Source organism: Peribacillus sp. NJ11 (genome assembly GCF_030348405.1).
Taxonomy (GTDB): domain Bacteria; phylum Bacillota; class Bacilli; order Bacillales; family DSM-1321; genus Peribacillus.
Genome location: NZ_JAUCFO010000001.1, coordinates 34,327 through 48,730, shown reverse-complemented (window position 1 = coordinate 48,730; position 14,404 = coordinate 34,327). Strand labels below are relative to the sequence as shown.

Sequence of the window (14,404 nt, the reverse complement as noted above, 5' to 3'; positions counted from 1 at the left end):
TTTATGAAAAAGGAGATAAAATCTTGGAAAAAGTATTAGTTTTTGGACATAAAAACCCGGATACAGACACAATCTGTTCAGCAATCGCTTATGCAGATCTGAAAAAGCAGTTAGGTATCAACGCTGAACCAGTTCGTCTGGGTGAAGTGAATGGTGAAACTCAATATGCGTTGGACCACTTCAAATTCGAAGCTCCTCGTCTTGTGGAAAAGGTGGCAGGGGAAGCTGATGGCGTGATCCTGGTCGATCACAATGAACGCCAGCAAAGTGCTGAAGATATTGACCAAGTACGTGTGTTGGAAGTTATCGACCATCACCGCATCGCTAACTTTGAAACAAGCGATCCTTTATATTACCGTGCGGAACCAGTTGGCTGTACGGCAACCATTTTAAATAAAATCTATAAAGAAAACGGCGTTGAAATCCCTAAAGCGATCGCAGGTCTTATGCTGTCTGCCATCATTTCGGATTCTTTATTGTTCAAATCGCCGACCTGCACGGAGCAAGACGTTGCAGCAGCTATGGAACTGGCTGATATTGCGGGAGTCAACGCTGAAACATATGGTTTGGAAATGTTGAAGGCGGGAGCTGACTTGAGCGACAAAACGATTGCCCAGCTTATCACTCTTGATGCAAAAGAATTCTCCATGGGCATGGCTAAAGTGGAGATAGCCCAGGTCAATGCTGTTGATCCGAACGAAGTCCTTGCTAAGCAGGCCGAACTAGAAGCAGCCATTGAAGAGGTCATCGCTGTGAAGGAATTGGATTTATTCCTATTCGTAGTAACGGATATCCTGACCAATGATTCTGTTGCCTTGGCTCTTGGTAAAGCAGCCAATGCAGTGGAAAAAGCATATGACGTTTCATTAAACAATAACATCGCCGTCTTAGAGGGCGTTGTATCGCGTAAAAAACAAATCGTGCCGGTCTTAACGGGCGTATTCAGTAAATAATATAGGGAAAGGGGTGCTCATTAAAAACGTGTGCATCCTTTTTCTGTACATGCAAAAAAAGACTCAACCATCCATTTAAAGGTGTTTGAGTCTTTTTTCTTAATTCAAAGTTTACTTTTCTTTTTCATAGGCGATGACAATCAGTTCTTTATTGGCTTCCTCGCCAAGTTTGCTTTCAAAGCTTTTCAGTTCATTCAATAAATCTGGTGACAGATTTGCTGCCGTATAATCCTGCTCGGATGTCATGCTTTTCGCTCCTTTCAAAAGGAAATATTTCATGTTATCTATTTTGTCGGTTTGAAAAGTTTCTATTCAGCAGAGTTTTACTACTTCAAGATATTTTACTTTCTGATGTGGCGAGTTTTTCTAGCAATAACGAACTTTCCTCATCGAGGCCTTGCACCTGGACAGGTGTACCTTGTAGCTGATATTTTAGGACAACCGTATCAACAGCACCGACTGCAGAAGCATCCCATATTTTAGAGTGGGAAAAATCGATGATGATTACATCGGCTTTTTCCTTGAAATTGAACTTCGAAACAAAGTCCTGGACCGAAGCGAAAAATATTTGTCCGCTGATACGATAAGTGATTTTCTTAGCTTGGATGTCTTCCGTTTTCTCAACAGCCACTTTAGAAATTTTGGCTGAGAAGAAAATCATGCTCAAGAGCACTCCAGCAAATACCCCTTTTGATAAGTCATGCGTATATAGGACAATGAGGACCGTCACGATCATCACGGCTGCATCCGTCCTTGGAGCCTTATTGAGCCTCTTTAGGGAAGACCAGTCAAATGTCCCGATTGAAACCATGATCATGACTGCTACAAGTGCAGCCATCGGTATTTTAATAAGGACGTCATTCAGTACCACGATTAATACCATAAGGAATGCGCCAGCTACAAAAGTGGAGAGCCGGCCCCTTCCTCCTGATTTAATATTGATACCGGATTGACCGATCATTGCACATCCTGCCATGCCGCCAAAACATCCGGCGATGATATTAGCAATCCCTTGGCCTTTGGCTTCCTTATTTTTATTACTGTCCGTGTCAGTCATCCCATCGACTATTTGAGCTGTCAATAACGATTCAAGCAACCCCACAAACGCCAGGGCAATGGAATATGGGAAAATGATCGCCAAAGTTTCGAAGGTCAAAGGGATGTCTGGAAGCATGAACATCGGAAGTGCTTCGGTCAATTGCCCCATATCCCCAACAGTCCGTACCGTAGCCCCCGTAGTAACTGCAACGATCGTCATGAATATGATGGCGACAAGTGGTGAAGGAATGACTTTCGAGATCAGCGGAAAAAGATAAATAATAGCTAATGAAACGGCTGTCATAACATACATGATCCATGTTTCGCCGACGAAGTGGGTGAGCTGTGCCGTGAAAATCAAGATGGCTAAAGAATTCACAAAACCAGTCATGACTGGCTTTGGGATGAACTTCATTAATTTCCCGATTTTGAAAACCCCTAGTAAAATTTGGAGCAATCCAGTCAATATTGTTGCAGCAAGTAAATAGTTCAAGCCGTAATCTTTAACAAGATCGACCATGACGAGTGCCATTGCTCCAGTGGCAGCCGATATCATTCCCGGCCTTCCGCCGACAAAAGAGATGACGATGGCAATGCAGAATGAGGCATATAGACCAACCATTGGGTCAACACCAGCAATGATCGAAAAGGCAATCGCCTCTGGAATCAATGCCAAGGCAACGACAATTCCGGATAGAACATCTCCTCGAACGTTGCCAAACCATTCCTGTTTGTATGCAGATGTATTCAAAGAAACACTCCTTCTTTCTTTTATGTGTGTTAATTTTCTTTTTTAACGCACTAAATTATAGCATGAGTCCTTCTTTTAAACGACAAATCGAGGGCTATTCATGTCTTATCATATACAGGCTAATGAACGTAGTATGCTCAGAAGGAAGGTTTGGTGCAAGAAGTGCCAGTTCTATCATTGAGGAAACCAAGGCTGAAGAAACCTCGATCTTTCTATACGATGAATCGGTAAACATTTTTTGTAAAGCACTTCGATAGGGTTTCCGAAACTGAATGAAACGATTATCCCAAAATGGGGGGATGAATTGCGGTGGGCATCCAGTTGTCGGTTCCGTTGGTGGTGAATTGGAATGTTACATTTAGCCAATAAGGCAATGGACGCATTTAAATTGGGCTGTATTGAAACTGGAAGTGGAGTTTACGCCTTCCCATTAAAACCTGATTGAAAAAGAGGCAGAATAAGCCTCGGAATGGGATCCTATGAAAGAACAACTGTACTTGAATATTAAGAAATCATCATGACTAAAGGGATGATGTGATGCTTTTGATGATACCGGTCGAAAGGGAACTCGCAACTGCGTATTGGGAAGAGGCATACCATTATCTAGTGAACAGCCATTTTCAAGAAGCTTTCCTTGACGATGCATATGGAGGTGGGCGTTACCACAATTGAGGTGGAGGATTATCATTATGCCTACAAACAGGGCACGCATGCTTATAATGCCAGTAGAATGGATTCCCGAAAGGGTTTATATCAATGGGCATGAGGTAAAATGGCTTTTTTTACCGGAACGAGATTTTCCCTTTTCACCATGCATGGAAGTGGTGAGGAGCCCTGTGTTAAGGGGCTATCCCTTTTCATTGATACTGGATTTACATTTTGGACATGTCACTTCTTTATAATGTTTGAACCTGATCTTTCGTAGGTCGCTTCTGGACAACATTGCGAATACATTATATCTTGCGCCGCAAGCACATGTGTTTTTATCTTTAACTATGTGTCTCTCATCCGTAGTAGCTGAATAAATGGTTGGAAAAAACAAATATAACCCTCCTTTTTCTAATTTTAGGCAAATTAAAAAGGGGCAAGAAATAAATAATAAAGCGATCTAATTCAAGATAAATCTTGGCAGCCCGGCTGCCATGGCAACTAAGTTGTTGGGTTAGGCCCGTGGCTTTGCGTCTTTTACTTTCATAAAATTTGCCTAAAATAATCTTAACATAAAATTGAAGTGCGGAAAAAATACTTATCAGTTTACTGGGTGGGGATGAAGATATTAAAGTGGTTAGCCCCAACAGTAACATTTAGCTTGTTTGATTCATTTTCTGTTGAATCCATCTTTACAAGGGTTGCATGTTATTCACTGATAGGCTTGAAAGTGATCCGTTTCCAATCTTTTTTCTCGGTTTTCCTTCGATAATACCGCATTCACTTCAGTAACAAGATTTCCTTCTGCTATTTCCAATGATTTTTCTTCTAACTTTTTATCGGAATCTGACCGAAACAAACCAGTTGAGAGGTAACCAGTACTTCGGCTTTATGAGCATTAAACATATAAAGGCCTGCATTCTTCTGAAAGCAGGCCTTCGATTAATGTGATCTGGCCAACTCCGGATTGCGGTGCATCGCGAAATAGAGGACAAGTCCGGCGATGAGGAGCAAGGTGCTGGTCGTGATGAATACAGCGGAGAATCCATAGAAACCGGCGACCATTCCGCCCATTGCAGGTCCGATGATATTGCCTAAAAAGCGTAGACTCGTATTGTACCCAAGTACTTCCCCTTGCATTGTGACAGGCGCTTCCTGGCGAATGTAGGCTATCCTAACAGGGATGATGCCGCCTATGGCCATGCCGAGTATGAAACGTACAAAAACAAGCTGCCAAAAATGATTGATGAAGGCACCAGGCAAGTAGACAAGTGCAGTCAGAAAAAGAAGCAGCACAAGAATCTTCACATGTCCATGCCGATCACCTATCTTGCCCCAGTGACGCGCCATCAATAAATTCCCTAGGCCTGCTGCAGAAAAGGCGATACCTGAATAAAATCCAAGATTGGAAGTTCCATGCAGCTCGCCAACGTATAAAGAAAGAATGGGCTGGATGCTGAAGTGGGCAACTTGAACAAGGGTCGAAATGAGCATGACATTCACTAGGATCGGATTCCGTAAGATATGCGAAAGAACCTCCCTGCTTGTATAGCTCGACTTTGTTCCCTTTTGCCGTTCCATTTGATATTCCTTGGTTGCAAAAACAAGAAGTCCAGAGATGAAAATGGTGATGGAGGTGAATTTAAAGGCGGTTGAATAGCCGAGTGTGTCTGCAAGAATGCCTCCAAGCAATGGCCCGAAAAGTGAACCAGTTATATTACCCGTTTGCAGTGTCCCCAGTACGCGTCCGGCAATTTCTTTCGGGGTCTGCGTTGATATGAAGGCCTGTGACATGGATATGAAGCCAGTGAAAATTCCCGTGAACATCCTTAAGACGAATAGCTGCCAAACATTTTCAACGAATCCCATCAAGAAAATGGACAGTCCCATCCCAAAGGCACAGGCAATCAAGATTTTCTTTCTGCCATACCGGTCACCAATCCGTCCCCAAATGGGGGAAAATAAAAAGGCAGTCACAAAAGTGATCCCAAATGTCCATCCGGACCAATGCTGGATGTATTGAGTCGAATAATCCCCGAATGTTCCAATGTATAAAGATATGAATGGAAGAACCATCGTCATGCTTCCGCCTATGAAGAAGTTGGCGAACCACATGATGAAAAGATTCCGTTTAGCTACTTTATGAGCATTCATTTTACATACAACACTTCTTTCCTCCGAAAAAAACTTCGGGTTCCTAAATAATAGTATACAGAAATTAGTTGATTTTTTAAACGAATTTGATTTTTGATGATAAAACTGGTTTTTTAATGAATGTGCAAATGATATAATGTGAAAATATTGATTTTTCAGAAAAATTAGACAAAATGAAAAGCGTTCGTTTTTCAAATTAAAGGAGTTTTCAGCATGTTAACTATTTTAGGATTTTGCATGATTTTAACGTTTCTGGTCTTAGTCATCACAAAGCGTCTATCGGTTGTCGTCGCTTTTATCTTCACGGCGATAGCTTTTGGCCTGATTGGTGGGTTTGCATCTGAAATGGGAGATATGATGGTGGCAGGTATTTTAAAGGTTACACCGACAGCAGTCATGATCGTTTTTGCTATTTTATATTTTGGTTTAATGATTGACGTTGGATTATTCGAGCCGATGATCGCGAAAATACTGAGTTTTGTAAAAGGCGATCCGCTAAAGGTTGTCATGGCAACGGCCATTATAACCATATTGGTAGGTTTGGATGGAGACGGTTCTTCCACATTCATGATCACCGTTTCGGCCATGCTTCCGCTTTATATTAAATTAGGGATGAACAGGCTCGTACTGGCCTGTGTCGTTGGTTTAGGTGCTGGGGTCATGAATATGATTCCATGGGGCGGTCCTTTGGTGAGAGCGGCCGCCAGCCTTCAAGTTGAAGTATCGGAGTTATTCCTTCCTCTCATTCCGGTCATGATTTGCGGGCTTATATGGACTCTTTTTTCGGCATATGTACTTGGCAAAAAGGAAAGGGAGAGATTAGGAGTCAGTTCGAAGGAGACGACCATGCCACCTGGTATGAGTGAACAGGCTGCAGCTGTCGAAACCACACCTAAAGCAACATCCAAGTTATTTTGGTTTAATTGGCTCTTGACGATTCTACTGATGGTATTGTTAGTGATGGAAGTGCTGCCAATTCAAATCCTATTTGCCTCCGCCTTTGCGATTGCATTATTCGTTAACTTTCCGAACCCACAAGAACAACAGGAAAGGATTTTAAGTCATGCCAATAGTTTCGTGATGATCTGTACGCTCATTTTCGCTGCAGGAATATTTACGGGTGTATTCACAGAAACAAAGATGATGGACTCGATGGCAGCTTCAATCGTAACCGTCATTCCGGATTGGCTTGGGGCACATTTGCCGCTTGTGGTAGCGCTAACGAGTATTCCGATGGGGTTCATATTCTCACCTGATGCCTATTACTTTGGCATTCTACCAATCATAAGTGAAACGGCATCGAACTTCGGTATTGCCCCTGTAGAAATCGGAAGGGCCGCTTTATTAGGTCATTCGACCACAGGGTTCCCATTATCGCCATTGGTGCCTGCAACATTCATATTGATTGGTCTTGTAGGCGTGGATTTTGGGGATCATCAAAAATTCCTGTTTAAATGGGCGTTTGGGTCAACGATCATCATGACGATCGCAGCCATTACTTTCGGTGTCATCACTTTGTAAAATGTGAGCCCATTAAGCTATAAAGTATAATTCTTGTCTGTGTATTTAGTAAGGGGCTCACTCTCACTGATGTAATCTATTTTCCTATTTATCCCGCTTTCTGTTTATTCTTCCATAATAGTGGAAAGTAATAAGAGGAATATACATAAAGAGAGTGAGGGAATTTATCATGAATTATAAACAAAAACTCGTGCTTCCTATGTGTGCTGCCTTTTTACTGTATGGATGTAATTCTGCTGATGATTCAAATCAGGCCGACAAAAATGCCGAGGACATGAATACGATGGGACAAGGAACACAAACAGAGGTTGATCCGCAGGTTAAAGCGGAAATGAAAGATGTAGAAGGTAAAACGCTTGGTACGGTAAACTTTACCGCGGAAGAGAATGCTGTAGTGATCGAGACCGCTTTGGAAGGCCTTGAGCCAGGCTATCACGGATTCCATGTTCACGAAAACGCAGCATGTGAAGCGGATGCTAAGGATGGCCCTTTCACTACAGCGGGGGGGCACTTCAATCCAACTGATGTAACCCACTCGAATCATGCAGGGGACATGCCCCCTCTCTATGTAAAAGAAGATGGGACAGCGAAGTATACGGCAACATTGGATAACATGACAGTGGACCAACTGAAGAAAGAGGAGTTGGCTGTCATCGTACATGCAAATCCAGACAACTTTGCCAATATCCCTGACCGTTATGAAGCCAATGGAGAAAAAGGACCTGATGAAGATACCTTGAAAACTGGTGATGCAGGCGATCGGCAAGCTTGCGGAATTGTTGTCAGTTCAGAGGAGAATTAAATTTAATGAAGCAAGAGCGATTCTTCTATAGGGGAATCGCTTTTTTCATTTAAATAAAACTAAGAAAGACGATAATTAATAAGAATAGATGCACCCATACAAAAGATTTAATGATGAGCACAGCCCAAGTGTTCCTTCGTAAGCCGAAGTATAGAATGGTACAGAAAAAAAAACCTCATACTGCCACGAAACATCGGATAACTTGAATTAGTATCCACCAAAAATAGAACGATATTGACTAACACCGTTAAGATAAATAAAAAGATGTAGGCCTTAAAAATCCTTTCTTTTCGTTGGAATTCATGTTGAAATTGATACATCGAATAATCCCCCAACTTATACCTTTTATTAAAATATAACATACACTTAGCTTACTTTTCCTCCTTGTTTCTACAAGTGTTCATGATATAAGAATCTTTCATAAAATATAAATATGAGCCATTTTTCGGCAGTACTTGGGCTAAATTCTTTTGTTTTAAAAAGGGTTTTTCTATTTAGATATAGAAGTAAGAGTAAGGATTGAATTTTAGGGTAGTTAGTTTGGAAGTTTATTGATTGCCAAAATTTATTGAAAAATTTATGAGGATATAATAAAAAACCCGAATAGGGATCATGTCCACTGATTCGGGTTTGGTTGATTATTTTGCTGTAATGGTTTCTTCAATTCGCTGTAATCTCTCAGCCACTTCTTCTTCAGAAAGGTTATGCTCGACTACATAGCGGTTACGCGGATGCACTCTGCATTCGTGGGTACAGCTGCGCATATATTTGTGTTCGTTCTCTTCACTGCAAAGGATTTTCTTGTTGCATTCAGGGTTAGCGCAATTGACATAGCGTTCACAAGGCTCCCCGGAATAAATATCGCGTCCGACAATGACGTGTTCCTTTTGATTGATGGGTACGGCAATTCTTTCATCGAATACATACATTTGGCCATCCCAAAGGTCGCCTTGTACTTCGGGATCCTTCCCGTATGTTGCGATGCCGCCATGCAGCTGGCTAACATCCTCAAAGCCTTCTTCGACAAGCCAGCCGGAGAACTTCTCGCAGCGGATGCCGCCTGTGCAGTACGTAAGGATTTTTTTACCTTCGAACATTTGTTTATTTTCACGGACCCAATCCGGAAGTTCCCGGAAATTCGTGATTTCCGGCTTGATTGCACCTCTGAAATGTCCTAGATCATATTCATAGTCATTTCTGGCATCAAGGACGATAGTATTTTCATCTTGCATTTGCTCGAAGAATTCCTTCGGGCTCAAATATTGGCCTGTCGTCCGGTTCGGGTTGATGTCATCTTCCAGACGAAGCGTGACAAGTTCATTGCGTGGACGAACATGCATTTTTTTGAAAGCATGGCCATCGGCTTCATCTATTTTAAACACGATATCGGCAAAGCGGGGATCTGCTTTCATCATGTCCATATATTGGTTGGTTTGTTCGATCGTACCTGAAACAGTCCCGTTGATACCTTCTGATGCCACCAGGATACGGCCTTTCAATTCAAGTGCTTTACATGCCGCAAGATGCTCGGCTGCGAATTCTTCGTGATTCTCGATAGGTACATACAAATAATAAAGTAATACTCTATATGGTTTTGTTTCCATTTTTTATTTACCACCTATGTTTTATATTTGCAAGATATAAAGGGTGATCATTAAGACACTTTTCTCTTACAGACAATCATTATACCAAGAAAACTTAAAAATGATAAGGGCATGAAGAAAAATCAAAAGGAGTTGTGTGGAATGTTTAAAGATTTACTGAAATATCCAATCATTCAAGCACCGATGGCAGGAGGAGCCTCCACTCCAAAGCTTGCGGCTTCCGTATCCAATGCAGGAGGATTGGGCTTTCTCGCAGCTGGCTATAAGACTGCAGAAGAGATGAAGGACGAGATAGGGCAGACTCGTCAATTGACCGAACGCCCTTTTGGTGTGAATGTATTTGTGCCAGGCAACGAAGTGGTGGATGAAACGTTATTATCTGCCTATGGTGAAAAAATCAAAAAAGACGCTGAGAGTGTAGGGGCTGAGGTTGGAAAAGCCGATAGTGATGATGATGATTGGGGAAATAAACTAACTGCATTAATGGAGGCTCGGGTCGCTGTCGTCAGTTTTACGTTTGGCTGTCCTTCGGAAAATGTAATCAGGGAGCTACAAAGTGCAGGTTCCCATATTGCCGTGACAGTGACCAACCTTCAGGAAGCAAAAAGGGCGGCAAGTGCAGGTGCCGATGTTCTATGTGTCCAGGGGATTGAGGCAGGAGGGCATCGAGCAAGCTTTGAAAACTGCTCAGAAGACGATTATGGTCTCTTAGTTCTAATACGGATGATTGAAAATGAACTGAAGTTACCGATCATTGCGGCAGGTGGGTTGATGCATGGAAAGGATATCGCTGCCGTGCTCGCAGCGGGAGCAACAGCCGCACAATTGGGAACAGCTTTCCTACGCTGTCCCGAAAGCGGGGCAAGTCCCGTCCATAAGGCAGCTCTCGGAAATCCGCGCTTTACTCATACCTCTGTTACCCGCGCCTTCAGCGGCAGGAGGGCACGCGGGCTGGTGAATCATTTTTTAACGGAATATGATAGCGTTGCACCAGCCGCCTATCCTTATATCCATCACATGACCAAGCATATGCGAAAAGCGGCAGGACAAAAAAACAATCCTGAATTGATGGCGTTGTGGGCAGGACAGGGGTATAAATTGAGCAGGGACCTTCCGGCATCAGAATTGATGGAACTTCTTGTAGAAGAACTAAAATGAGAAGGGTTTGAATGGAAATGGAGATAAGGGAATTATTGAGGGAGGAGTCCCCGCCGATGCATTTGTTGCTTTTGGCTGATCCTTCAAGGAAATTGGTGGAAGCATACTTGGGAAGTGGGACGTGCTTTGTTGCCGAGATGGATAAGCGAATGATTGGAGTCTATGTTTTGCTGCAAAAAGGTCCTGAAATGATAGAGATAATGAACATCGCAGTGGATGAACGGCACCATGGAAAAGGAATCGGTAAACAATTGATCGGACACGCCATAAGCCATGCAAGGGAACAAGGATATAAAACGATTGAAATCGGAACTGGGAATTCGGGGATAGGACAACTTGCCCTTTACCAAAAATGCGGTTTTAGAATAACTGGGATCGATCGCGATTTTTTTAATATTAACTATACCGAGGCCATTTATGAAAATGGGATTCAGTGCCAGGATATGATCCGCTTGTCACAAAGTATTTGATGGGAACGGGAGACTAAGCAATGATCAATTATAGGGAATAGCTTTACAGACAAAAGTGCGGGTCTAATTGCTTAGGGGGAATGAACTTGTTCTTTGGAGATATGATTTATCTTGTTTTTGCTTTACTAATGCCGCTTCTATTTGCAATTGTCGTTTTCATATTCATTCGATCAACGAAAAGTAAAAAGGATTCTTTAGCGAGGATTGAATCGGATCATAAAGACTCACCTGAAAAATAGAGCAAGAGAAAAAGAGTGTCCAAAATGAGCGGCACTCTTTTTCTCCATCTTCATTTTTCCAAAAAAGCTTCCAAATTCTTTTTCACACAGGGCCATTCGTGCTCGAGGATGCTGTAAACCACCGTATTCCTTATCCTTCCATCTTGCAGTTTTTTCTCCATCCGTAAAATGCCTTCTTCAAGTGCGCCGAGCCTGGCTATTGCTGCACGTGATCTTTTGTTCAATTCGTCCGTCCTGAATTCAACCCGTTTCATATGCCACTTTTCAAAAGCATGCTTCAATAGCAGGTACTTACATTCTGTGTTTATGGCTGTTCGCCATTTGTCGGGATGATACCAAGTCGCACCGATTTCCAGGGATTGATTATCAAATTGAATATTTCTTAAGCTAGTGCTGCCAACTATCGCATCGTTAGCCTGATCGATTACGACAAACGGATGATGAAGTTCCTGTTCCCTTGCCCGAATTCCTTCCTTTACATAGGAAATCGCCTCTTCATATGACAAGATCTTTGTAGCGCTCCATTTCCATATTTCAGATGACAGGGAAGCGGCGTAAAGCGGTTCGATATGATGATCCATCATTGGGGTGAGTATCACGTGTTTCCCGAATAATTCGATATGCTCCATAGTATCCTCCTCTTGTTTGATATCCTCATTATAAAAATAATCTGGTCCTGCAATAAGGACCAAAGCTGATATAATTTATGGAACCAGTTTTAAGGAGGACCAAATGTTTGAAATCACTCTTACCATAGATAAAACGAATAAAGATGAAGCCTTATATGTCCAATTGTATAAATATTTTAAAACGGAAATCCAGAATGGACAAATAAAGGCAGGAACGAAACTGCCTTCTAAACGTAAATTAGCTGTGCATTTAGGTATAGGCCTGAATACAGTGGATACGGCTTATCAGCAGTTGATGGCAGAAGGGTATGTGGAAAGTCAATTAAGGAAAGGTTTTTACGTAGCCGATTTAGAACCGATCTCACCTTTGAATGAGCAGTTGCATGTTGCAGAGGTGATGAAATGCCCTCTGCATGAAAGGAATAAGATCGATTACAATCATGGCCGGGTGGATGTGGATGCTTTCCCGCATGCTGTGTGGAAAAAATGCTTGAATAATACGTTGTATCTACATGAAAGGGAAATGTTCATGAGCGGTGATCCTCAAGGGGAATGGGGGCTCCGGACTGAGATCTCTTCCTATCTATTTCAATCGAGAGGAGTTCGCTGCGGCGCTGGTCAAATCATCATTGGGGCAGGTACACAGTATTTCATCCATCTACTGCGGTTACTTCTTGGAAATGAGCGGATATTTGGGTTGGAAGACCCTGGCTTTCATCGGGTTAGGGAGGTACTGGGGTTGGAGGGGGCCGATATGGCATTCATTCCATTAGATGAAAGCGGAATGAGTGTGGAATCCTTGAAAGAGAGTGCAGCGAATGTTGCCTATGTCACTCCTTCCCATCAATTTCCTTCGGGTATGATCATGCCGATAACCAGAAGGGTGGAATTGTTGAATTGGGCAGTGGAAAAAAGTGGTTTTATTATTGAAGATGATTATGACGGGGAATTCCGTCATACAGGTAAACCGATTCCGTCCTTGCAGGGGTTGGACACAAATGGAAAGGTCATTTACCTAGGCACGTTTTCAAAGTCGCTAATCCCATCAATCAGAGTGGGGTATATGGTGTTACCCAAGGAGTTGGCATGCCAATATAAGGAGAAGCTAATAGGATACAAACAGACCGTTTCCAGACTGATTCAGGAAACGCTCTGTCTTTTTATGAAAAATGGACATTGGGAACGCCATCTGAATAAAATGCGAACGATTTATCGTAAAAAGAATAATGTGTTGCTGAATGCAATTGAAGAGAGCTTCCATGATCGTGTAGCCGTAATCGGTGAAAAGTCGGGATTGCACATTCTATTAAAAGTAAAAAACGGCAGCAGTGAGTCAGAGCTCATTCAAAAGGCTGCCAGTGTTGGGGTTAAAGTCCACCCAACTTCGGTTTATCTTTCAAAGAAGGTAAAAGAGCCGACTATTTTGATTGGGTACGGTGGTTTAACCGAAAGGGAAATCGAAGAAGGAATCCGACTTTTAAAAAAAGCATGGCTATAGCTTGGTGCGAAAGTGATCAATGGGAAGGCCCTGATTCTCACTGATTCAACAATAATATAAGATACCCATTCAGTTTCTTATATTATTGAGGATTTTAAGGACCGTCTGGAAAAATAAGTCCTGTTCTTCTTCAGTAATGCCTTCCAGGGCTTTTCCTTCGATTTTTTCTGCAATCTTAAGGCATTTTGTATGTACCTCTTTGCCCCGCGGAGTCAGTTCGATTCGTTTTTCCTGTTCATCTTTTCCAGGGACCTGTTTAATCATATTATTTTGTTCCATGCTGTTGACCGAACGTGTGATGATGACACCATCTACATCCAGGTAATTGCAAATATCAGGTATTGTGGAATATCCACAGTTCTTTAAATAATTCAATATTGTCCACTGATTATGGTAAATTTCCAGGGCTGTAATTTGTTCATTCATTTTGCTGACTAATGATCTGGATACTTGTAAATATTGATGAAATAATTGAGTAGGGTTCGTCATATGATTCTCCTTTATAATGGTCGACCAGTCCATTATATTCTTTAATTCTTAAAAGTCTATTGTAAAGAATCATTTATTTCAGTCAATGTTTATTTTTGGAAACAACGCAGAGAAGGGAAAGATAATCGCAGAATGAAAGAATTCAGGGAGAGTCCAGTCTCCCTGAATCATCAAGAAAAAATGGGTGAAGCATATACAAACTGACAAGAGGAACCTTACTGAAACAGAAAGGATAACGGACTCTGGGGTACCCATGAAATTCAGGTGCGAGTATAAAAAGCCAGATTGGAGGAAACAGGGGGGGAGAAAATCATCATTCAAAAGGATGCTATGCAATGGTAAGAATGATTGCCGTTAATTAAACCGGAAGGAATGGTAATTTGAAAAGACTAAGGTGAGAAGGGAAAAGAAGAGCTCTACTTGAATTCAAGTTGAAATAGGAGGAGCTTA

At 42.1% G+C, this 14,404-nt stretch carries 14 protein-coding genes and 1 riboswitch; of the genes, 8 read left to right on the top strand and 6 right to left on the bottom strand.

The genetic code is table 11. The annotated features are described in order from the left end of the window. Positions 1-23: 23 nt before the first annotated feature. Complete coding sequence (locus QUF86_RS00245) at positions 24-953, top strand: manganese-dependent inorganic pyrophosphatase (RefSeq protein WP_289317645.1); 930 nt, start codon at positions 24-26, stop codon at positions 951-953. Between the two features lie 111 nt (positions 954-1,064). Here the strand turns inward: QUF86_RS00245 and QUF86_RS00240 are convergent, their stop codons facing one another. Both QUF86_RS00240 and QUF86_RS00235 read right to left on the bottom strand, forming a co-directional pair. Then, positions 1,065-1,199, bottom strand: a complete 135-nt coding sequence (locus QUF86_RS00240; RefSeq protein ID WP_289317644.1) for a hypothetical protein — start codon at positions 1,197-1,199, stop codon at positions 1,065-1,067. Positions 1,200-1,284: 85 nt separating this feature from the next. Next, positions 1,285-2,742: a SulP family inorganic anion transporter gene (locus tag QUF86_RS00235; protein WP_289333257.1), complete on the bottom strand. Its 1,458-nt coding sequence runs from the start codon at positions 2,740-2,742 to the stop codon at positions 1,285-1,287. A 537-nt stretch (positions 2,743-3,279) separates the two neighbouring features. On the opposite strand from QUF86_RS00235, the gene QUF86_RS00230 reads away from it, so the two are divergent. After that, positions 3,280-3,414: a hypothetical protein gene (locus tag QUF86_RS00230; RefSeq protein ID WP_289323979.1), complete on the top strand. Its 135-nt coding sequence runs from the start codon at positions 3,280-3,282 to the stop codon at positions 3,412-3,414. A 452-nt stretch (positions 3,415-3,866) separates the two neighbouring features. Next, positions 3,867-3,957, bottom strand: a riboswitch (cyclic di-GMP riboswitch). 375 nt (positions 3,958-4,332) lie between these two features. On the opposite strand, the gene QUF86_RS00225 is transcribed toward QUF86_RS00230, so the two are convergent. After that, positions 4,333-5,739 carry an MFS transporter gene (locus QUF86_RS00225; RefSeq protein WP_289333256.1) on the bottom strand — a complete coding sequence of 469 codons (1,407 nt, stop codon included), beginning with the start codon at positions 5,737-5,739 and terminating at the stop codon, positions 4,333-4,335. On the opposite strand from QUF86_RS00225, the gene QUF86_RS00220 reads away from it, so the two are divergent. Further along, positions 5,740-7,065 carry a CitMHS family transporter gene (locus QUF86_RS00220; RefSeq protein WP_289318466.1) on the top strand — a complete coding sequence of 442 codons (1,326 nt, stop codon included), beginning with the start codon at positions 5,740-5,742 and terminating at the stop codon, positions 7,063-7,065. Between the two features lie 169 nt (positions 7,066-7,234). Continuing rightward, on the top strand, positions 7,235-7,867 hold the full coding sequence (locus QUF86_RS00215; RefSeq protein WP_289317638.1) for a superoxide dismutase family protein: 633 nt from the start codon (positions 7,235-7,237) through the stop codon (positions 7,865-7,867). 638 nt (positions 7,868-8,505) lie between these two features. Here the strand turns inward: QUF86_RS00215 and trhO are convergent. Next, positions 8,506-9,471 (bottom strand): oxygen-dependent tRNA uridine(34) hydroxylase TrhO, encoded by a 966-nt coding sequence (gene trhO, locus QUF86_RS00210; protein WP_289317637.1) that lies wholly within the window; start codon positions 9,469-9,471, stop codon positions 8,506-8,508. A gap of 141 nt (positions 9,472-9,612) precedes the next feature. Between trhO and QUF86_RS00205 the strand changes: the two genes are divergently transcribed. From QUF86_RS00205 to QUF86_RS00195, 3 genes are all read left to right on the top strand, one after another. Next, positions 9,613-10,629: a nitronate monooxygenase gene (locus tag QUF86_RS00205; protein ID WP_289333255.1), complete on the top strand. Its 1,017-nt coding sequence runs from the start codon at positions 9,613-9,615 to the stop codon at positions 10,627-10,629. A 17-nt stretch (positions 10,630-10,646) separates the two neighbouring features. Continuing rightward, on the top strand, positions 10,647-11,099 hold the full coding sequence (locus QUF86_RS00200) for a GNAT family N-acetyltransferase (RefSeq protein WP_289336171.1): 453 nt from the start codon (positions 10,647-10,649) through the stop codon (positions 11,097-11,099). A gap of 86 nt (positions 11,100-11,185) precedes the next feature. Next, the gene (locus tag QUF86_RS00195; protein ID WP_289323983.1) at positions 11,186-11,338 is read left to right on the top strand and encodes a hypothetical protein; all 153 of its coding nucleotides are present in this window, start codon (positions 11,186-11,188) and stop codon (positions 11,336-11,338) included. 50 nt (positions 11,339-11,388) lie between these two features. On the opposite strand, the gene QUF86_RS00190 is transcribed toward QUF86_RS00195, so the two are convergent. Then, positions 11,389-11,967 carry a GNAT family N-acetyltransferase gene (locus tag QUF86_RS00190; protein ID WP_289317634.1) on the bottom strand — a complete coding sequence of 193 codons (579 nt, stop codon included), beginning with the start codon at positions 11,965-11,967 and terminating at the stop codon, positions 11,389-11,391. Positions 11,968-12,070: 103 nt separating this feature from the next. Between QUF86_RS00190 and pdxR the strand changes: the two genes are divergently transcribed. Then, positions 12,071-13,465, top strand: a complete 1,395-nt coding sequence (pdxR, locus tag QUF86_RS00185) for a MocR-like pyridoxine biosynthesis transcription factor PdxR (RefSeq protein WP_289333254.1) — start codon at positions 12,071-12,073, stop codon at positions 13,463-13,465. Between the two features lie 69 nt (positions 13,466-13,534). Here pdxR and QUF86_RS00180 read toward each other — a convergent pair whose 3' ends face one another. Then, entirely contained in the window at positions 13,535-13,954 is a 420-nt protein-coding gene (locus QUF86_RS00180; RefSeq protein ID WP_289317632.1) for a MarR family winged helix-turn-helix transcriptional regulator, read from the bottom strand. Between the last annotated feature and the right edge of the window lie 450 nt (positions 13,955-14,404).

Bases quoted from the DNA above. Each gene is read 5' to 3' on its own strand.
- QUF86_RS00240 (WP_289317644.1), bottom strand. From the start codon at position 1,199: ATGACATCCGAGCAGGATTATACGGCAGCAAATCTGTCACCAGATTTA.
- QUF86_RS00230 (WP_289323979.1), top strand. From the start codon at position 3,280: ATGCTTTTGATGATACCGGTCGAAAGGGAACTCGCAACTGCGTATTGG.
- pdxR (WP_289333254.1), top strand. From the start codon at position 12,071: ATGTTTGAAATCACTCTTACCATAGATAAAACGAATAAAGATGAAGCC.
- trhO (WP_289317637.1), bottom strand. From the start codon at position 9,471: ATGGAAACAAAACCATATAGAGTATTACTTTATTATTTGTATGTACCT.
- QUF86_RS00190 (WP_289317634.1), bottom strand. From the start codon at position 11,967: ATGGAGCATATCGAATTATTCGGGAAACACGTGATACTCACCCCAATG.
- QUF86_RS00205 (WP_289333255.1), top strand. From the start codon at position 9,613: ATGTTTAAAGATTTACTGAAATATCCAATCATTCAAGCACCGATGGCA.
- QUF86_RS00200 (WP_289336171.1), top strand. From the start codon at position 10,647: ATGGAGATAAGGGAATTATTGAGGGAGGAGTCCCCGCCGATGCATTTG.
- QUF86_RS00215 (WP_289317638.1), top strand. From the start codon at position 7,235: ATGAATTATAAACAAAAACTCGTGCTTCCTATGTGTGCTGCCTTTTTA.
- QUF86_RS00180 (WP_289317632.1), bottom strand. From the start codon at position 13,954: ATGACGAACCCTACTCAATTATTTCATCAATATTTACAAGTATCCAGA.